At 59.8% G+C, this 18,389-nt stretch carries 16 protein-coding genes; 7 read left to right on the top strand and 9 right to left on the bottom strand.

What is annotated here, in order from left to right; translation table 11 throughout:
* Positions 1-61 precede the first annotated feature (61 nt).
* Entirely contained in the window at positions 62-280 is a 219-nt protein-coding gene (locus ASC96_RS25205) for a DUF6500 family protein (RefSeq protein ID WP_060505812.1), read from the top strand.
* Here ASC96_RS25205 and guaD read toward each other — a convergent pair.
* From guaD to ASC96_RS25175, 5 genes are all read right to left on the bottom strand, one after another.
* Positions 277-1,590: a guanine deaminase gene (gene guaD, locus ASC96_RS25200; RefSeq protein WP_060505811.1), complete on the bottom strand. Its 1,314-nt coding sequence runs from the start codon at positions 1,588-1,590 to the stop codon at positions 277-279. The two genes, ASC96_RS25205 and guaD, sit on opposite strands and share 4 nt — an antisense overlap.
* Entirely contained in the window at positions 1,587-2,825 is a 1,239-nt protein-coding gene (gene puuD, locus ASC96_RS25195; RefSeq protein ID WP_060505810.1) for a urate hydroxylase PuuD, read from the bottom strand. Before puuD ends, guaD begins: the two co-directional genes overlap by 4 nt.
* Positions 2,826-2,905: 80 nt before the next feature.
* Positions 2,906-3,814 carry a LysR substrate-binding domain-containing protein gene (locus tag ASC96_RS25190; protein ID WP_060505809.1) on the bottom strand — a complete coding sequence of 303 codons (909 nt, stop codon included), beginning with the start codon at positions 3,812-3,814 and terminating at the stop codon, positions 2,906-2,908.
* A 350-nt stretch (positions 3,815-4,164) separates the two neighbouring features.
* Positions 4,165-4,458 (bottom strand): antibiotic biosynthesis monooxygenase, encoded by a 294-nt coding sequence (locus tag ASC96_RS25180; RefSeq protein WP_060505807.1) that lies wholly within the window; start codon positions 4,456-4,458, stop codon positions 4,165-4,167.
* Positions 4,443-5,456, bottom strand: a complete 1,014-nt coding sequence (locus ASC96_RS25175; protein WP_082512262.1) for an alpha/beta fold hydrolase — start codon at positions 5,454-5,456, stop codon at positions 4,443-4,445. Before ASC96_RS25175 ends, ASC96_RS25180 begins: the two co-directional genes overlap by 16 nt.
* Before the next feature lie 83 nt (positions 5,457-5,539).
* On the opposite strand from ASC96_RS25175, the gene ASC96_RS25170 reads away from it, so the two are divergent.
* Complete coding sequence (locus ASC96_RS25170; RefSeq protein WP_060505806.1) at positions 5,540-6,124, top strand: TetR/AcrR family transcriptional regulator; 585 nt, start codon at positions 5,540-5,542, stop codon at positions 6,122-6,124.
* 3 nt (positions 6,125-6,127) lie between these two features.
* On the opposite strand, the gene xdhC is transcribed toward ASC96_RS25170, so the two are convergent.
* The 3 genes from xdhC to xdhA form a co-directional block, all read right to left on the bottom strand.
* Positions 6,128-6,934, bottom strand: coding sequence for a xanthine dehydrogenase accessory protein XdhC (gene xdhC, locus ASC96_RS25165; RefSeq protein ID WP_060505805.1), 807 nt, complete (start codon positions 6,932-6,934; stop codon positions 6,128-6,130).
* Between the two features lie 11 nt (positions 6,935-6,945).
* Entirely contained in the window at positions 6,946-9,288 is a 2,343-nt protein-coding gene (gene xdhB / locus ASC96_RS25160; RefSeq protein WP_060505804.1) for a xanthine dehydrogenase molybdopterin binding subunit, read from the bottom strand.
* A gap of 169 nt (positions 9,289-9,457) precedes the next feature.
* Positions 9,458-10,933: a xanthine dehydrogenase small subunit gene (gene xdhA / locus ASC96_RS25155; protein WP_060505803.1), complete on the bottom strand. Its 1,476-nt coding sequence runs from the start codon at positions 10,931-10,933 to the stop codon at positions 9,458-9,460.
* Between the two features lie 224 nt (positions 10,934-11,157).
* Between xdhA and glpK the strand changes: the two genes are divergently transcribed.
* The 5 genes from glpK to sbmA all read left to right on the top strand — a co-directional run bounded on the left by glpK (position 11,158) and on the right by sbmA (position 17,356).
* The gene (gene glpK / locus ASC96_RS25150) at positions 11,158-12,648 is read left to right on the top strand and encodes a glycerol kinase GlpK (RefSeq protein ID WP_060505802.1); all 1,491 of its coding nucleotides are present in this window, start codon (positions 11,158-11,160) and stop codon (positions 12,646-12,648) included.
* A 149-nt stretch (positions 12,649-12,797) separates the two neighbouring features.
* A complete protein-coding gene (locus ASC96_RS25145) occupies positions 12,798-13,856 on the top strand; it encodes an LLM class flavin-dependent oxidoreductase (RefSeq protein ID WP_060505801.1) in 1,059 nt (352 codons plus the stop codon).
* 78 nt (positions 13,857-13,934) lie between these two features.
* On the top strand, positions 13,935-14,684 hold the full coding sequence (gene map / locus ASC96_RS25140; RefSeq protein ID WP_060505800.1) for a type I methionyl aminopeptidase: 750 nt from the start codon (positions 13,935-13,937) through the stop codon (positions 14,682-14,684).
* 82 nt (positions 14,685-14,766) lie between these two features.
* Positions 14,767-15,966 (top strand): MFS transporter, encoded by a 1,200-nt coding sequence (locus tag ASC96_RS25135; protein ID WP_082512261.1) that lies wholly within the window; start codon positions 14,767-14,769, stop codon positions 15,964-15,966.
* A gap of 121 nt (positions 15,967-16,087) precedes the next feature.
* Positions 16,088-17,356 carry a peptide antibiotic transporter SbmA gene (gene sbmA, locus ASC96_RS25130; RefSeq protein ID WP_060506062.1) on the top strand — a complete coding sequence of 423 codons (1,269 nt, stop codon included), beginning with the start codon at positions 16,088-16,090 and terminating at the stop codon, positions 17,354-17,356.
* 24 nt (positions 17,357-17,380) lie between these two features.
* Here sbmA and ASC96_RS25125 read toward each other — a convergent pair whose 3' ends face one another.
* Positions 17,381-18,388 carry a hypothetical protein gene (locus ASC96_RS25125; protein WP_060505799.1) on the bottom strand — a complete coding sequence of 336 codons (1,008 nt, stop codon included), beginning with the start codon at positions 18,386-18,388 and terminating at the stop codon, positions 17,381-17,383.
* Between the last annotated feature and the right edge of the window lies 1 nt (position 18,389).

The following is an 18,389-nucleotide window of genomic DNA, read 5'->3' as shown; positions in this document are numbered from 1 at the left end:
CCTTGCGTAAAAAACGATCTCCTCCACAAAAGGAGATCGTTTTTCGCATTGGATTTTTTGAATGAGAGCCAGCCTGAGACAGAAAATCATCGAGGTCTGCGATCGCAAGATCGCGGAAAAAGGACCCGGTGTCGGGCTGTCCTTCTACGCGTTCTTTGCAAACCGCAATGATGATCCTGAGCTGCTGATGGAAGCGGCCGAATGGTGGATCCGGACGCACAGGCTCGACCATTTCGAAAAGGCCGTGAAGATCAAGGCGATGGTGGAGGAGATGGCCTAAGCGGCCAAATCCGCCTTGGCCGCAAGGCCCGCCACATAGGTCTCGACGATTGCCCGGTCGTCACCCATGGTCTGCAGCAGGAACAATTCGTCGGACAACGAATTGACCATCTCCGCCTTCAGCGCCATGGCCGGTGTTGCCGCCATGTTGAGGACGATGAAGTCGGCATCCGTTCCAGGCTCCAGCGTTCCGATCTTGTCTTCCAGCGACAGCGCCCGTGCATTGCCAAGCGTCATGAAATAGGCGCTTTCCAGCGGGTTCAGCCGCTCGCCCTGCAATTGCTGGATCTTGTAGGCCTCGTCCATGGTGCGCAGCATTGAATAGCTGGTACCGCCGCCGATATCGGTGGCGAAGGAGACGCGCACGGGCTTCTCCCGGTTCATCAGCCTTCTCAGCGGAAACAAGCCGGAGCCGAGGAAAAGGTTCGAGGTCGGGCAGTGAACCGCAATCGAGCCGGTCTCGCTCATCGCATCCATTTCGCGCTCGGACAGGTGGATGGCGTGACCAAACAGGGTTTTCGGCCCTAGCAAGCCGTAGCGGGCATAGACATCGGTATAGTCGATGGCCTCCGGATAAAGTGCGCAGGTGAAATCGATCTCGTCGCGGTTTTCGGAGAGATGCGTCTGGACGTGGAGGTCGGGAAATTCGCGCACTAGGGCTGCCGCGGCCGACATCTGTTCCGGTGTCGAGGTGATGGCGAAACGCGGCGTGATGGCCACGTGGTTGCGGCCCTTGCCGTGCCATTGTTCGATCACGGCGCGAGTTTCGTCGTAGCCCATTTCGGGCGTGTCGAGCAGACCTTGCGGGGCGTTGCGGTCCATCATCACCTTGCCCGCGATCATGCGCATGTTACGGTTCAGCGCTTCGGCGAAGAAAGCATCGGCGGAAGCCTTGTGCACGGAGCAGTAGGCAGCGGCGGTCGTCGTGCCGTGGCGGACCATTTCATCAAAGAATTTTCCGGCAATACGCTGAGCATGCGCCGTCTCGACGAAGCGGCATTCCTCGGGAAACGTATAGGTGTTCAGCCATTCCAATAGATTGGCGGCATAGGAGCCGATCACCTGCATCTGCGGGAAGTGCAGGTGGGTATCGATAAAGCCGGGCATGATCAGATGCGGGCAATGGTCGATTTCGGTGACGTCGCCGGGCGCCTGCGTCTTGACGGCGTCATAGCCGCCGCTGGCAAGGATCAGTCCGTTCTCGACTAGCAGAGCGCCATCGGCTTCGTAGATATAGGAAGCGCTATCGTCCAGGCTCGAAGGAGCGCGGGTGAAACTCAGGGTGCGTCCACGGATGAGGGTAGCGGTCATTCTGTCTTGCCTTCCGAAACCGAGCTTTCAAACCATGCGGTCACAAGCTTGCGTTCGTCATTGGTCATGTCGGTGATATTGCCGGGCGGCATCGCATGGCTGCGTCCGGCCTGGATATAGATTTCGCGGGCGTGGGCGGCAATCTCAGCGTCGTTTTCGAGCATCACGCCCTTCGGTGCCCGATTGATGCCTTCATAGACGGGTTCGGCCGAGTGGCACATGGAACAGCGCGTCGAAATGGCGTCCTTCACGGCGGGGAAATGGGCATTGGCGGCGAATTGCTGGAAGGCGGGCGAGACTTCGGCCTTCTCTTCGCCGGTCAGCACTTTTGGCACTGTCGAGAGCCACATGATGACGATGAAGATGATCAGCGTGACGATCCATGTCCAGGTCGGACGTCCCTTTCTGGCATGGGTGGTATTGAACCAGTGCCGGATGGTGACGCCCATCAGGAAGACCAGAGCCGCGATTACCCAATTATAGGCGGTGGCAAAGGCCAGCGGATAGTGGTTCGACAGCATGAAAAAGACGACGGGCAGGGTCAGGTAATTGTTGTGCAGCGAACGCTGCTTGGCGATGACGCCATATTTCGGATCGGGCGTGCGGCCGGCAATCAGGTCGGCGACGACGACGCGCTGGTTCGGCATGATGATGAAAAAGACGTTGGCCGACATGATCGTCGCGGTGAAAGCGCCGAGATGCAGGAAAGCGGCGCGGCCGGTGAACACCTGCGTGTATCCCCATGCCATGATGACGAGCGCCACATAGAGGATGCCCATCAGCGTCCAGGTGTTCTTGCCGAGCGGCGATTTGCACAGGAGATCGTAGAAAATCCAGCCGATCGCGAGCGAACCGATCGAGATCGCAATAGCCGTGGTCGCGGAGATATCCAGCACATGGCGGTCGATCAGGAAGAGATCGGCGCCGCCATAATAGACCAGACAGAGCATGGCGAAGCCGGAGAGCCAGGTCGCATAGCTTTCCCATTTGAACCAGGTCAAGTGCTCCGGCATGGTGGCGGGCGCGACCAGGTATTTCTGGATATGATAGAAGCCACCGCCATGCACCTGCCACTCCTCGCCATAAGCACCAACGGGCAGATGGTCACGCTTCACCAGGCCGAGATCAAGCGCGATGAAGTAGAAGGACGAGCCGATCCAGGCGATTGCCGTGATCACATGCAGCCAGCGAACGGCAAAAGCTAGCCATTCCCAGGCGATGGCAAATTCATACATTGATGTTCCCTTTATGCTTCCTCTGCGCACCTTGCGCAAAAATGCCCGGCGGGGGAAGAGGGCGATGCGGTCGTCAGACGCTATTTGGTGAAGCTGTTGGCTTGCGGGTTGAGTTCGCCGAGAATCCAGTCGCGAAACATGCGGATTTTCGGCGTGTTGCGTCGTGCATGCGGATAGACGACCCAGTAGTTGTGGCCATCGTTGCCGACCAGTTCGAACGGCTGGTAGAGCCTGCCGAGCGCGATGTCGTCCGGGTAGAAATCCGGCGTCAGGATGGCAACACCCTGGCCGGCGATCGCCGCGCGCGCTTCGAAACTCTGGGCTCCAAGCCGGCTGGTCGGCCGTCCCTCCAGATCCGGATCGTCAACACCTGCTGCAGCAAACCACAGCCGCCACCACGGATCGCCAGCATCGATGATCCGCAGTTTCAGAAGGTCACGCGGCTCCTGGATGCCGCCGACCGTTTCGGCAAGCGCCGGGCTCAGCATCGGTGTGAACTCGATGGGCATCAGGGGATGGCTGTCGAGGCCCGGCCAGACGCCGGTTCCTGCGCGGATGGCAAGGTCGGTGGATTCCGCGATGAGGTCGATCACCTTGTCGGTGGTGGTCAGCCGTACGGCGATGTTCGGATGGGCGAGCTGAAAGCTGCCGATGTTGCGGGCGAGCCATTGCGAGGCAAAGGTTGGCGTCGAGTTGATCAACAGGGCGCTGTTGACATCACCGCGCGCCGATAGCACCGCTTCCTGCAGCATCTCGAAAGCTTCGGTAACACGTGGTGCGAGTTGCTCGCCAACATCGGTCAGCACAATCTGCCGTGGCCGCCGCAGGAACAGCGGCTCGCCGACATTCTCCTCGATCAGCTTGATCTGATAGCTGACCGCCGTCTGCGTCATGCCGAGTTCAGCGCCTGCCTTGGTGAAGCTGCCCAGCCTTGCCGCCGCTTCGAACACGCGAAGCGCATTGAGCGGAAACTGTTTCGACATTTTCATGGATAAGTTCTCTTAATGCATGCTGACGGTTGTTCGATTGGAATTGGAGCATGTTTGCGCGCATGCTGCAATCACATTCACGAAAACAACAGGTGCCGTCATGGATTGCCAAGCAATTGAAAGATATCAACCAATGTCGCGCAAGCGCAGCGAGGGATGGCGCTCCGTGCTGGCAAGACTGCTCTGCGGGTTTCAACCACGCTACCCGAGGCTCGATCTCGAAGTGATGTCCGAATACATGAAGAGAGACTTGGGATTCATGGACGGTCGCGACCCGCGTGAGGATTCGGATATGACGCGATAGACCCTGTTTGCCGCCGGACATATTCAGAAGGTCCGGCGGTGTGATGTCAGCGTGGTACGCCCAGTTCGCCGCGTTCCAATTGTTCGAGATAGATGAATTCCGGCGCCTCGACCCCGGCCTTGGCGCGGATCTCGACCAACCGGTCGGACTCGAAAAATGCTCTCGCCGCATCGAGTGAACTCCATAACGCATAATGGACGATCCGGTTGGGGTCGGTATCGTATTTCAGCACTTGATAGGCGATCTCACCGGCCTCGCGGCGGATGCCGGCAGCGGCGTCGAAAATTGCCTTCCAGGCGGGGTAATCGGCGACCTCATGGATGATCAGAACGTAGGGCATGGTTTTCCTTCGATGGATTGGAGGGAGCGTCGCATCATGCCTTTGCCGTGAATGTAGCATTGGCTCTGGAACGGCGTGTATTTGTTTGCAGGGGACGCCCTCTTCAACGGCTTGTCCGGCCAGGGATTGATGCCGTCGCGCAGCCAGAGTAGGCTATCCAGCCAGAAGCCGGCGGCGTGGCGTTTGTGAAAGAGGCTGAAATGGCCGATGCGGTCGAAGCCAAGATCTGTCGGTGACAAGGCGGCTTCGGCAGGACTGGCATTTTCATAATACTTGAGCGCCCGGCGAATGGCATTCGAGGTGCCGATGTCATCATCCGTCACTCCGATCGCCAGAATGTCGGCGGTGACGGCAGAGAACCGCCTCAAAATATCCGGCCGGTCTTCGCGCCGATGGGTAAGTTCCATGCGGGCGCGGCGAAAACTCCAGTCTCTCGCCACCCCTGCCGGAAGGTCTTCCAGCCAGCCGAGCATCCTGCCGGGGAAATATCCGCATATCGCCGTCAGGAGCGGCATGGCGAGATGCCATTTTAAAAACAGGCGCAGGCGTTGATCTCCGGCATAGTCGCGCCAATAGGCATATTGGGCGCCGACAGTGAGCATGCGGTCGACCAGCGGCGCGTTTTCCGCAAAGCCGGGCAGGAACCCGCCGATGCTGTGGCCGACCACGAGCCTGGGGCCATCCTGTCTATGGGTGTCCAGAAAGGCGAGGGCTGCAACGAAATCCAGTTCACCCCAATCCGCCCAGCGATAGGTGCAGCCGCGCAGTGTGGCGGGCCGCGACTGGCCAATGCCGCGATAATCATAGGTCAGCACCGTGAAACCGTGACCGGCAAGAAACCGCGCATAGGCGTGATAGTAGCGCGCCAGCACGCCGGTTGCCGGATTGATGATGACGCTGCCGAAATCGCCGTTACCCGTGCCTCTCCAGACATGGCCGCCAAGCCGGACGCCGTCTGCGCAGACAATCCCGACGGGCCAGCCGTCCATCTCCAGCATGATCGTTCTCCGGCGGTTTCGATGGCTTTATCGTAGGCGAGAGCATTGCTTGTGTATATTCACTGGTCGGTATACATTGAAGTATGAGCACATCGGCACTTCCCACCCGCGACCGTATTGTTTCCGCTGCCTCAAAGCTGTTTTACAGCGAGGGCATCCGTGCCGTCAGCGTCGATGCGGTGGCGGAAAAGGCGGGAGTGACCAAGCGCACGCTTTACTACCATTTTGACAGCAAGGACGACCTGATCGCCGCTTATCTGGAAGAGCGTGACCAGCCAAATCTGGCCCTGTTCAAGCGATGGTTTTCAGAAACGGAAGGCGATGTCGCCGACAAGGTGCGAGGTATCTTCTTCAATCTGGCGGTTGCAGCCCGGCATCCGCGCTGGAAGGGCTGCGGGTTTCTGAGAACGTCGGCCGAGCTTGCCAATATGCCCGGTCATCCGGCGATGAAGATCGGTGCCGCGCACAAGCGGCGGGTTGAGGACTGGTTGAACAGCACCTTCGAGGCGGCGGAATTGGGTGCGCAGGCGCGGATGCTTGCCCGGCAGACGATCCTGCTGCTGGACGGCTCTTTTGCCGTCGTCCTCCTGCATCGGGACCCCTCCTATATGGAAACAGCGGGCGAGGCCGCACATGCGCTGATCCGTGCCTCCATGCCGCGTCCGTAGAGGCTACCGCGCATGCAGCGCGACGAGAATCTCTGCCGCAGTCATGGCAGCGATCACCGAGGGGCGCTTGTCGCTGACGGCCTTGCCGCCGATGGGCAGGACGAGCCTGCCGATCGCCTCGTCGCCGAGGCCGTCCTTCTTCGCCCAGTTTGAGAACGTTGCACGCTTGGTCCTGGAGCCGATCATGCCCACGTAAGCAAGGTCGTCGCGGGCGAGTGCTTCCCTGGCAATGAGGAAATCCAGCGCGTGATCATGTGTGAGGATAACCACGGCAGAACCCGGCGCGATCTCCTTGACGATCGCCTCCGGCATGGCAACCAGGCGATGGCTGGCACCGGCCGACATCAGGTCGAGTTCATTCTTCCGGGTTTCCACCGCGTAGGTCTTCAGCGGTAAAAGCAGGAGTGCGTCTGCCAGTGCGCGCCCGACATGGCCGGCCCCGAACAGCCAGACCTCCGGCAGGGCCTGCAATCGTTGCCTCAGTTTCCGGTCGAGTGCTGCGCGGGTGGCGTCATCGCCGATCCGGAATGTCAGAACCACGCGGCCCCCGCAGCATTGGCCGATATCGGGGCCGAGCGGGATGTCCATCTCCAACTGGTCATTCACACCTGCGAGCAATGCTCGTGCATGGTCGATCGCCATATGCTCCATCTGGCCGCCGCCGATCGTACCATGCGTGTCTGCCGGAGAGACCAGCATGACCGTGCCGGCTTCGCGGGGTGTCGATCCGAAGGTCTGCTTGATCTCGACGATGACCAGCTTGTATTCGCGCGCAAGGAACGCTTCGAGGCTGTCGATTGCAAAGTTCATTTCAAGGCTCTTTATGCTCTTCCTGTCCGCAGGCGCTCGACGGCCATCAGGATGCGTTCCGGAGTGGCCGGTGTATCGAGCCGCGGGCATTCGCGGTAATCGGCGACACTGGCAACCGCCATCGACAGGGCTTCGAGAACCGAGATCGGCAGCATGAATGGCGGCTCGCCGACAGCTTTCGAGCGGCCGATGGTCATCTCGGCATTTTCGGCCCATTCCGCCAGCTTGACGTTGAAGATCTTTGGCCGGTCGGAGGCGAGCGGAATCTTGTAGGTCGATGGCGCGTGGGTGCGCAGTCGCCCCTTGGCATCCCACCACAATTCCTCGGTCGTCAGCCAGCCCATGCCCTGCACGAAAGCGCCCTCGACCTGACCGATATCGATCGCCGGATTGAGCGACTTGCCGACATCGTGCAGCACATCGACCCGGTCGACCATATATTCGCCGGTGAGCGTATCGATAGAAACTTCTGAGACCGAGGCGCCATAGGCGAAATAATAGAACGGCGTCCCACGGCCGGTATTGCGGTCCCAGTGGATTTTCGGTGTCTTGTAAAAGCCTGCCGCCGAGAGTTGTACGCGGGCAAAATAGGCCTGCTTGATGAAGGCTGGGAAGGGCACCAACTCATCGCCGATCTTCACATGATTGGGTACGAAAGTGATGTTTTCTCGCTCGGTCTGCCAGCGTTCGGCGGCGAAATCGACAAGCCGCTCCTTGATCTGCCGGGCGGCATCATAGGCCGCCATGCCGTTCAAATCCGACCCGGAGGAGGCGGCGGTTGCCGACGTGTTCGGCACTTTGCCGGTGGTGGTCGCGGTGATCTTGACGTTGGTGATGTCGACCTGAAAACTGTCGGCCAGAACCTGCGCCACCTTGGTATAGAGCCCCTGGCCCATTTCGGTGCCGCCATGGTTCAGGTGGATCGAGCCGTCCTGATAGACATGCACCAGCGCGCCCGCCTGGTTGAAGGCGGTCATGGTGAAAGAAATGCCGAATTTGACCGGTGTCAGCGCGATACCCTTGCGGATGATGCGGCTGGTCTTGTTGAAGTCGATGACCGCCTTGCGCCGCGCCTGATAATCGGCGCTCTCTTCCAGCTCCGCGACAATGCGGTGGATGATGTTGTCTTCAACCTGCTGATGGTAGGGCGTCAGGTCACGGCCGGAGCCTTTTTCGCCGTAGAAATTCACCTTGCGGATATCGAGCGGGTCCTTGCCCAGCGCATAGGCGATCTCCTCGATGATTCGCTCGCCGCCGACCATGCCCTGCGGCCCGCCGAACCCGCGATAGGCGGTGTTGGAGACGGTGTGGGTCTTTAGGGGTTGCGAGGTCAGTTTTACATGCGGATAGAAATAGGAACTGTCGGCATGGAACAGCGCACGGTCGGTGACCGGGCCGGACAGGTCCGAGGAATAACCGCAGCGGGCGGCATAGTTCGCCTTGACCGCATGGATACGGCCGTCGTCATCGAAGCCGACATCGTAATCGACAAGGAAGTCGTGCCGCTTGCCGGTCGCGGTCATGTCCTCGTCGCGGTCCGGCCGGAATTTCACGGCGCGCTTCAGTTTCTTCGCGGCCACTGCGGCGAGTGCCGCAAACTGGTTGCCTTGTGTCTCCTTGCCGCCAAAACCGCCGCCCATGCGCCGGACCTGCACGGTCACGGCGTTGGATGGGACCCCAAGCACGTGGCCAACCATATGCTGCACTTCGCTCGGGTGCTGGGTGGACGACCAGACGGTGATCTCGTCGTCCTCGCCCGGAATGGCCATGGCGATATGGCTTTCGAGATAGAAATGCTCCTGTCCGCCGATCCGCATCCGGCCGGCCAGGCGGTGCGGGGAGAGCTCAAGCTCCGCTTCGGCATCGCCCCGCGACAATGTCAGCGGCTTGGTGACAAGCTCGGCGCCGTTCTCCAGTGCGTCGAGAATATCTGTGTGATGCGGCAGGTCGCGATAGATGATTTTTGCCTTGCGGGCAGCCCTTCGGGCAATGTCACGTGTCTCGGCGATTACGGCAAATGTGGGCTGCCCGTGGAATTGCACCAGACCTTCGGCCAGCACCGGCTCGTCATCGAGATGGCTGGGGCTGATATCGTTGGAATGCGGCATGTCTTTTGCGGTCAAAACACAGACGACGCCGGGCGTTGCCTCGACGTCGGACAGGTCCATCGAAACGATCTCGGCATGGGCGCGGTCGGTCATGCCCAAAGCGCCATGCAGCGTACCTGCCGGTTCCGGAATGTCGTCGATATAGTCGGCTGTGCCCGAGACGTGCTTGTGGGCGCTGTCGTGGCGCAAATTCGAATGCATGGAACCGGCGATGGTCTTGCGTTCCTCGAAGGTGGAGTTGTCCATCAGTAGGTTCCTTCGCTTCTTTCTCTTCTCCCCAGCGGGGAGACGGTGGCCCGAAGGGCCGGATGAGGGGGAGCCGCACAAACTGGACTTTGCCGCAAGACCCCCTCATCACCTCGTTCCACTCGCCACTTCTCCCCGCTGGGGAGAAGAGGAAAACCGCCGCCCGCACTCATGCCGTCACCTCAAAGCGGACGAGTTCCGCCTTTTGTCCCGAAGTTTCCAAAAAGAACCGCAACAGAAGGTTCTTCGCCGTCAGCATGCGATAGGCGGCCGTGGCCCGCCAATCCGTCAGAGGCTGGTAATCGGCATCAAATGCGGCCTGAGCGGTCTTAACGGTTTCCTCGTTCCAGAGGTTCCCGACCAACGCTTTTTCGACATTGGAGGCCCGCTTTGGTGTCCCGGCCATGCCGCCGAAGGCGATCCGGGCGGAGGCGACGGTGTTGTCACTGTTGAGCGAAAGGCGGAAAGCGCCGCAGAGCGCTGAGATATCCTCGTCACGGCGTTTGGAGATCTTGTAGACAGCGAAATGATCGTCCGCAGGCAAATGCGGCACGAAAATGCTTTCGACGAATTCGCCGGGTTTACGATCCTGGCGGCCATATTCGATGAAATAGGCTTCGAGGGGCACGGTTCGCTGCCCGGTTTTCGAACCCAGATTGACGCTGGCGCCAAGCGCGATCAGTGGCGGCGGCGTATCGCCGATCGGCGAGCCGTTGGCGACGTTACCGCCGATCGTGCCCATGTTACGCACCTGCTCGCCGCCCAGCCGGTCGAGCATGCGGCCAAAGGCGGGATAACGGGCGGAAATGGCTGAAAAGGCGGTGGAATAGCTGACGCTGGCCCCGATCAGGATGCCATCCGCCGTTTCTCGGATGAACTGCAAATCTTCCAGGCCGTTGATGAAAATGACCGGATTGAGCGCGCGCATCTGCTTGGTGACCCAAAGCCCGACATCGGTGGACCCGGCAACGATGGTCGCCTGCGGATGATCCGCCAGCGTATCGGCAAGATCGGCTGCGGTGCCGGGCACGATCAGAGTGGCATCACCGCTTGTCATGCGGATCGTTTGTGGCGAGCGGATTGCGGTCAGCTTGGTGATGATCTCGTTCCGGGCCTTGACGATCGGGTCGAACACGGCATCGGGTCTGGCCTTCGCCACGGCTTCCGCCGCCTTGACGATCGGCTCGTAGCCCGTGCATCGACAGAGATTGCCTTGCAGCGCCTTTTCGATATCGGCCCGGCCTGGATTGTCCTTCGATAGCCAGAGGCCATAGAGCGACATGATGAAACCGGGCGTGCAGAAGCCGCATTGGGATCCGTGATAGTCAACCATCGCCTGCTGAACCGGATGCAGCGTTCCATCCTTTGCCGCCAGATGTTCGACGGTGACGACATGAGTGGCGTTCAGCGAGCCGGTGAACCGGATGCAGGCATTGACGCTTTCGTAAACGAGTTCACCGGCCGATAGCCGTCCTACCAACACGGTGCAGGCGCCGCAATCTCCTTCGGCGCAGCCTTCCTTGGTGCCGGTCATACGCTTTTCGAGGCGCAGAAAATCGAGCAGCGTCGCGGTTGGCTGCACGGTGGTGAGCGCAATCTCCCGATCGTTCAGGATAAAACGGATGCTGCCGGACGACTGTGTCATTCTGTCTCTTCTTTTCATTTCGACTCTTGAAACTATGCCCAAAACCGGCACCCTGACAATTGTGTTTTTGCCGTTTTCCGCCCGGTCTTTCAGGTGAGCGCGGACATCTGGATTTGCGTTTTGTTTTCGTTTGACATTCGTTTTTGTATCGTATTGAAGTTTTTGAAATGGCTCGCGGCCTCCGAGGAGGGGCCGTGGAGATAAGAAACGCCGGGAGGGGCAGCATGGCCGGATATGTTCTCGCAATCGATCAGGGCACGACATCGAGCCGTGCGATCGTGTTCGACAAGAACCAGAAAATTGCGGGCTCCGGACAAAAGGAATTCAAACAGCATTTTCCGAAATCCGGCTGGGTCGAGCATGACCCGGAGGAGATCTGGGAGACCGTCGTCTGGGCAATCAAGGAAGCGATCAGCAAGGCCGGTATCCAGGCCAGCGATCTTTCGGCCATCGGTATTACCAATCAGCGCGAGACCGTCGTCGTCTGGGAGCGCGACAGCGGCAAAGCGATTCACAATGCCATCGTATGGCAGGACCGGCGCACCGCATCCTATTGCGACAAGCTGAAACGTCAGGGGTTGGAGAAGACCTTCACCAAGAAGACCGGCCTGCTGCTCGATCCGTATTTTTCCGGCACGAAGTTGTCCTGGATGCTGGCCAACGTCAAAGGTGCCCGCACGCGTGGTTCCCGGGGCGATCTCTGCTTTGGCACCGTCGATACTTTCCTGATATGGCGGTTGACCGGCGGCAAATCCTTCGTCACCGACGCGACCAATGCCTCGCGCACGCTGATGTTCAACATCGCCACCAATGACTGGGACCGCGAACTGCTCGACATTCTGCGTGTGCCGGAAGCAATGCTGCCGCAGGTTCTCGACTGCGCTGCCGATTTCGGCGTGACGGACGCTTCTATCTTCGGCGCTGAAATTCCGATCCTCGGTGTCGCCGGCGATCAGCAGGCCGCAACCATCGGCCAGGCCTGTTTCCAGCCCGGCATGATGAAATCCACCTATGGCACTGGCTGCTTTGCACTTTTGAACACCGGCAAGGACATCGTCCGCTCAAAGAACCGGCTTCTGACAACCATCGCCTACCGCCTTGACGGCGAAACCACCTATGCGCTCGAAGGCTCGATCTTCGTTGCCGGTGCCGCCGTGCAGTGGCTGCGGGATGGTCTGAAAGTGATCAAGGCAGCGCCCGATACAGGCACGCTGGCTGCAAGTGCTGATCCCTCGCAGGAAGTTTATCTCGTTCCTGCCTTTACCGGCCTTGGCGCGCCGCATTGGGATCCCGATGCGCGGGGCGCCATCTTTGGCATGACGCGCAATACCGGCCCAGCCGAGTTTGCCCGCGCAGCCCTTGAGGCCGTTTGTTACCAAACGCGCGACCTGCTCGATGCGATGCACAAGGACTGGAAGAGCGACGGCCGAGAAACCGTGCTGCGTGTCGATGGCGGCATGGTTGCCTCCGACTGGACGATGCAACGCCTGTCCGATCTGCTCGATGCGCCGGTCGACCGGCCGACCATTCTGGAAACAACGGCGCTCGGCGTTGCCTGGCTTGCCGGCAGCCGGGCAGGGGTCTGGCCGAACCAGAAGGATTTCGCCAAGTCCTGGGCAAGGGACCGACGGTTCGAGCCGGAGATGGACGAGGCAACACGGAAGGCCAAGATCAAGGGCTGGAAGGATGCCGTGCGGCGGACCCTGAGCGAATAATTCTGGCTTGCCGGGATTTTGCAAACTATCCTGCAGCATGAAACACACCGTTTCAACGGAAGGCCTGTGCCATCGCCCGATACGTGACTATTTGTGATGCCAAACAATAGCTTCGCCCCAAATCGGGCTGATCAGACAGGCAGGACATCATGGAACTCGGTCTTTACACATTCGGCGATGTTCATCCGCAGGCACCACAGGGGCGTGGCAGAGAGGGCGAGGAGCGCGTGCGCCATCTGATCGAGGAAATCGAGCTGGCCGACCAGGTCGGGCTCGATGTCTTCGGCTTGGGCGAGCATCACCGATCGGATTATGTCGCGTCGGCGCCGGCTATGATCCTCGCGGCTGCCGCCGCGCGGACGAAAAACATCAAGCTGACCAGCGCCGTCACCGTGTTGAGTTCGGATGATCCTGTCCGGGTGTTCCAGCAATTTGCAACGCTCGACCTGATTTCCAATGGTCGTGCCGAGATCATGGCGGGGCGGGGTTCGTTCATCGAATCCTTCCCACTGTTCGGCTATGATCTCGAAGATTACGATCTGCTGTTTTCGGAAAAGCTGGATCTGCTCCTGGCGATCCGCGATGGCGAGGTCGTCACTTGGTCTGGCGAGAAGCGGGCTCCGATCAACGGCCGAGGTGTCTATCCGCGGCCCGTCAACGATCCGCTACCGGTCTGGGCCGCGGTTGGCGGCACGCCGCAATCGGTGGCGCGGGCTGGCGTCCTCGGCCTGCCGGTGGCACTGGCGATCATCGGTGGCGAACCGGCGCGTTATGCACCTTTGTTCGATCTCTACCGCGAAGCTGCGCGCCGGGCAGGGCAGGATGCGTCGAAACTGAAAACCAGCATCAATGTCCATGGTTTCATTGCCGATACCAATGAAAGGGCCGGTGATCAGTTCTATGGTCCGCAGGCAGAGGTCATGAACCGGATTGGGCGGGAGCGCGGCTGGGGACCGACCAGCCGGGCGCATTTCAACCAGTCGATCGGGCCGAACGGCAATCTCTTCCTCGGGGACCCAGATACGGTGGCGGAAAAGATCATCCGGCACCAGAAGATCTTCAAGAATGACCGTTTCCTGCTGCAGATGGCGATCGGCCTGATGCCGCATGACCAGATCCTGCGCGGCATCGAACTCTACGGCACGAAGGTGGCGCCGTTGGTGCGCGCCGCGTTGGCTAAGGAGAAGAAACAGACAGAAACCACCTGACGGCAGTGATTTTCCTCTGGTCTGCGTCTGGATTGGCCGCTTTCGGCGAGTTACATAAACAGCCGAAAGCGAGAGACGATGACACTCAACAACGACGAAGACCTGGAGCGGCTGAAGGAAATCGGTCGTATCTGCGCCAATACGATCCAGATCATGGCGGCAGCGCTTGAGCCGGGCATGACGACGGCGGAATTGGATACGATCGGCCGCAAACTCCTGGAGGAATCTGGCGCGCGCTCCGCTCCGGAATTGACTTACAATTTTCCGGGCGCAACCTGTATCAGCGTCAACGAGGAAGTTGCCCATGGCATTCCGGGCAGCCGTATCATTCAGGCAGGCGACCTTGTCAATATCGACGTTTCCGCTGAAAAGAACGGGTGGTTTGCCGATACCGGCGCGTCCTTTGCCGTGCCGCCGGTCAAGCCGCAGGTTGAGCGTCTTTGCCGTGACGGCAAACGCGCCATGTGGGTGGGGCTGAACGAAGTAAAGGCGGGAAAGCCGCTGGCCGCGATCGGCAATGCCATCGGCGCCTTCGCCAAGAAGAACCGCTACACGCTGATCACCAACCTGGCGAGCCACGGCGTCGGCCGTTCGCTGCACGAAGAGCCGACCGAAATCTCCACTTGGCCCGACAAGCACGAGAAGCGGCGGATGACCGACGGCATGGTTTTCACCGTCGAGCCGTTTCTGTCGCTTGGGGCGCAATGGGCGGAGGGTGGCGACGATGAATGGACGCTCTACAGCGAACCGCGGGCGCTGACCGTGCAGTACGAGCACACGGTGATCGTCACTCGCAACGGTCCGCTGGTCGTTACATTGCCGGGCTGACGGTTGTTCCATTCGCGCGGCTGAACGGCATCATCAGATTTTGTCGTTTGTCATCGTCATGCTGCATTGCAATAGGTAGGGCATGACCAAGCCCAATCTGCCATCACACCAGAACCTCGTCCCGACTGCCCTTGCCGGCGCCATCGCCATGGCGGTCGCGATGGGGTTTGGGCGGTTTTCCTATACGCCGATCCTGCCCGGCATGATGAGCGGCCTTGATTTGAGCCCGGCCGATGCCGGGTTGATCGCGTCGGCTAATTTCATCGGTTATCTCGTTGGCGCGGTCGCTGCTGGTTACGGCTGGGCGGCCGGGCGCGAGCGGGCGGTCAGTCTGTCGGCGCTTGTTGCAACCACGGTTCTGTTGCTTGCCATGGGGCTGACGTCGTCACTGCTGCTGTTTTCGGTCATCCGGTTTCTTGCCGGTGTCGCCAGCGCGTTCACGATGATCTTCACTTCGGCGATTGTGCTCAGCCGGGGATTGGCGGCCGGTAATCCGCATGTGCAATCCATCCATTTCGGCGGTGTGGGCATCGGCATCGCGGTGTCGTCGCTGATGGTCTTTGTGTTGCCCTCCGGCGGCTTCGGGACTTTTGCCGGCTGGCAGGCAGCGTGGTTCGGTGGCGCTGCAATCGCGTGTCTCGGCACGATCGCGGTGGCTTTCCTCCTGCCGTCTGGCCCTGCTTCCGGTAAAAGTGCCGAGCGGGAAAAGCCGCTGGTGTGGACACGGCCGCTCGTGATCGTCACGCTGACTTATGGCCTGTTCGGCTTTGGTTACATCATCACCGCAACCTTTCTGGTTGCGATGGCGCGGCAAGGGGCAAGCGATCATACGGTCGAGTTCCTCGCCTGGCTGATCACCGGCCTCAGTGCGGCGATCTCGGTACATCTGTGGCGCCGTGCTGTGCCACGGCTTGGGATCACCGGTGTCTATCTGGCTGGCCTTGTTGTCGAGGCTATCGGTCTTATCCTCGTCGTCACCCTGCCATCGCCCTATGCGCCGCTTATCGGCGGCCTGATGCTCGGGCTGACCTTCATCATGGTGACGGCTTACGGCCTGCAGATCGGCCGGGCGCTGGCACCGGAAAGCCCGCGCAAGGCGCTTGCCTTCATGACGGCCGCATTTGGCGTCGGTCAGATCATCGGACCTCTCGTTGCCGGTTGGCTGGCCGAAGGCAATGGGAATTTCAATGCGCCGACGCTGGTTGCGGCAGCCGTGCTCCTGTTCTGCGCTGGCCTGATCGCAATGGAGTTCCGCCGGATGGTTGCTGCCATGACGGCCTGAACAGTCTCGCGATTAAATAACGGTAACATTAGCTTGACGTGATTGGCAGGTGAGGGCTTTTGCCCTAGGTTCGCCACATCGAAGCAGGGTGTTCGCGCCCGCAGAAAACGTGAGTGCCGCCTTGTTCCATTCCTTCTTTCCCCGGCCGAAACCATTTTTTATCTCGGCTTTCTTGTGGGCCATCCTCGTCATCGGATCCTGGTATGCGGGCGGGGGGGCGCTCGGCCCCACGCTCGGTTTTACGGCGCGTGATCCCAATGCCGGCGTGGACATTTCGCTTTTCTGGTCGGGGGCGTTTCTGTGGTTTTACATTTATTACGCCCTGGCAACCGCGGTCTTTGCTGCCTTCTGGTTCTGGTACGCTCCCCACCGCTGGCAATACTGGTCGGTGCTGGGAAGCTCTTTGATTGTGTTCGTCACCTATTTCTCGGTGCAGGTTAGTGTCGCCTTCAATGCGTGGTACGGTCCCTACTACGACCTCCTGCAGCAGGCTATGGCAAGGACGGCACCGGTAACGGTGGAGCAACTCTATACTGGGCTTCTCGGGATCACGGGTATTGCTTTCGTATCCATAACGGTCAGCGTGCTGAACCTGTTTTTCGTTAGCCACTACATTTTTCGGTGGCGCACTGCGATGAACGAATTCTACATGGCGAACTGGTCGAAGCTTCGCCACATCGAAGGTGCTTCGCAGCGTGTGCAGGAAGACACGATGCGTTTTTCCGGTACGGTCGAGGGCCTCGGCGTCGGTTTCGTCAGGGCGATCATGACGCTGATTGCCTTCATGCCGGTGCTTTTCACTTTTTCAGACAAAATCAACGAGCTGCCGATTATTGGGCAAGTCCCGCATGCGCTGGTTTGGGCGGCGATCCTATGGGCACTGTTCGGGACCTTTTTCCTGGCCGTTGTCGGCATCAAACTGCCCGGTCTGGAATTCCGCAACCAGCGCGTCGAAGCAGCTTATCGCAAGGAACTTGTTTATGGTGAAGACCATGAGGATAGAGCCCAGCCGGCGACGGTGGCGGAACTCTTCGCCAACGTTCGGAAGAACTACTTCCGGCTCTATTTCCACTATCTCTATTTCAATATTGCCCGCTTTTTCTATCTCCGCGCGGATGACCTCTACAGCCTGCTGGTGCTGATCCCATCGGTCGCCGCCGGGAAGGTAACGTTGGGCATCTTCACGCAGGTCAGCAATGTTTTTGATCAGGTGCGGTCATCATTCCAGTATCTAATCAATTCCTGGACGACAATTGTCGAGCTGATGTCCATTTACAAACGTCTGAAGGCTTTTGAGGCCACGATCTACGACGAGCCACTGCCGGATATCGACCAACGTTTTCTCCGGCGCGAAGATACGGACGGCGAGCTGGCAGCCAACCGCCCCTGAGTTTCGTCAGGCTTGGGATACTTTTTAAAAGGCGGAGCGATCCGCCTTTTTCTGTTTGGCGATCATCGGCAAAGCCTCCGCATAACTCACGCAGGCGACGTCGGGCTTGCCGCAGGTTTCGGTGAGAAACCGGTCGAGCGCGCGCCAATAGGCGCCGCCATTCATCTCGACGAAATGGAAACCGAGTTGTAGCGGAATGCGGCTGCCGTCATATTCTTTCTGGAAGGCCTTGCGGTAGGCATCGAGCGTGCGCTCTTCGAAGACGGCGCTGTCCTTCTTGTTTTCGATGCCCATGGAGTGGCGAACGAACAGATTGTAGTCCATGCCGATCACCCGGCGCTGCTGCGGGCCTTCGGGAATGAGTGGCAGGCCGAAGCGTGGCAATCCATCAGCATCCGACGGCCAGCCCGGTCCCTTGGTGACGAGGCTGGCATCATAGGTAAAGCCGTCCTGCTTCAAGGCGGGGAGCAGGCCATCGCTGAGCGACAGATAGGGTGCGCGAAAACCTTTGATATCGTGGGCGGCGAAATCGGCCCAGCCCTGTGGCTCCTCACCTGGAATGCCGGCGGCCTTCCAGGCGCCGGCCAGTGCCATATTGAACGCAGAGAATTCCTGTTTCCAGTCCGCAGTACTCCAGCCTTTGCCGTCGAAATGGCCACACGCATGACTGCCGATATCATGGCCGGCCTCGTGGGCTGCCCAGATATGGCGGACGCGGGACTGAATCTCTTCGCGGCTCTGGGCAAAGCCGACATTGGAGCGTGCGGCCTTGTGGCCCGGCGCCTGATAGCTCTTGCCGCCTTCGGCTCGGGTCATGAGGAAGGTGCAGGAGAGAAAATACGTGAACTGCGCGCCGGTGCGCTTGCCCATATCCAGGCTTTTTTCCCATAGTTTGTTGTCGTGCGCGCCATCGAACGAGATGATGACGAGTTGCTTGCGTTCCGCCGGTGCTGGAGGCTCGACGGCGTGGGCAGCGGCAGGGGCGAGTGCCATTGCGAAAGCAAGACAGGGGGCTGCGGAAATTCTGGGCATG

The organism is Rhizobium sp. Root1204, assembly GCF_001424965.1.
Classification (GTDB): Bacteria; Pseudomonadota; Alphaproteobacteria; order Rhizobiales; family Rhizobiaceae; genus Pararhizobium.
Note: the sequence above shows the minus strand (reverse complement) of the source record. Positions and strands in the feature narration are given on the sequence as shown.

What these genes read in the sequence shown, in the direction of transcription:
- ASC96_RS25205 (WP_060505812.1), top strand. Translation starts at nt 62, where the DNA reads ATGAGAGCCAGCCTGAGACAGAAAATCATCGAGGTCTGCGATCGCAAG.
- guaD (WP_060505811.1), bottom strand. Translation starts at nt 1,590, where the DNA reads ATGACCGCTACCCTCATCCGTGGACGCACCCTGAGTTTCACCCGCGCT.
- puuD (WP_060505810.1), bottom strand. Translation starts at nt 2,825, where the DNA reads ATGTATGAATTTGCCATCGCCTGGGAATGGCTAGCTTTTGCCGTTCGC.
- ASC96_RS25190 (WP_060505809.1), bottom strand. Translation starts at nt 3,814, where the DNA reads ATGAAAATGTCGAAACAGTTTCCGCTCAATGCGCTTCGCGTGTTCGAA.
- ASC96_RS25180 (WP_060505807.1), bottom strand. Translation starts at nt 4,458, where the DNA reads ATGCCCTACGTTCTGATCATCCATGAGGTCGCCGATTACCCCGCCTGG.
- ASC96_RS25175 (WP_082512262.1), bottom strand. Translation starts at nt 5,456, where the DNA reads ATGCTGGAGATGGACGGCTGGCCCGTCGGGATTGTCTGCGCAGACGGC.
- ASC96_RS25170 (WP_060505806.1), top strand. Translation starts at nt 5,540, where the DNA reads ATGAGCACATCGGCACTTCCCACCCGCGACCGTATTGTTTCCGCTGCC.
- xdhC (WP_060505805.1), bottom strand. Translation starts at nt 6,934, where the DNA reads ATGAACTTTGCAATCGACAGCCTCGAAGCGTTCCTTGCGCGCGAATAC.
- xdhB (WP_060505804.1), bottom strand. Translation starts at nt 9,288, where the DNA reads ATGGACAACTCCACCTTCGAGGAACGCAAGACCATCGCCGGTTCCATG.
- xdhA (WP_060505803.1), bottom strand. Translation starts at nt 10,933, where the DNA reads ATGACACAGTCGTCCGGCAGCATCCGTTTTATCCTGAACGATCGGGAG.
- glpK (WP_060505802.1), top strand. Translation starts at nt 11,158, where the DNA reads ATGGCCGGATATGTTCTCGCAATCGATCAGGGCACGACATCGAGCCGT.
- ASC96_RS25145 (WP_060505801.1), top strand. Translation starts at nt 12,798, where the DNA reads ATGGAACTCGGTCTTTACACATTCGGCGATGTTCATCCGCAGGCACCA.
- map (WP_060505800.1), top strand. Translation starts at nt 13,935, where the DNA reads ATGACACTCAACAACGACGAAGACCTGGAGCGGCTGAAGGAAATCGGT.
- ASC96_RS25135 (WP_082512261.1), top strand. Translation starts at nt 14,767, where the DNA reads ATGACCAAGCCCAATCTGCCATCACACCAGAACCTCGTCCCGACTGCC.
- ASC96_RS25125 (WP_060505799.1), bottom strand. Translation starts at nt 18,388, where the DNA reads ATGCCCAGAATTTCCGCAGCCCCCTGTCTTGCTTTCGCAATGGCACTC.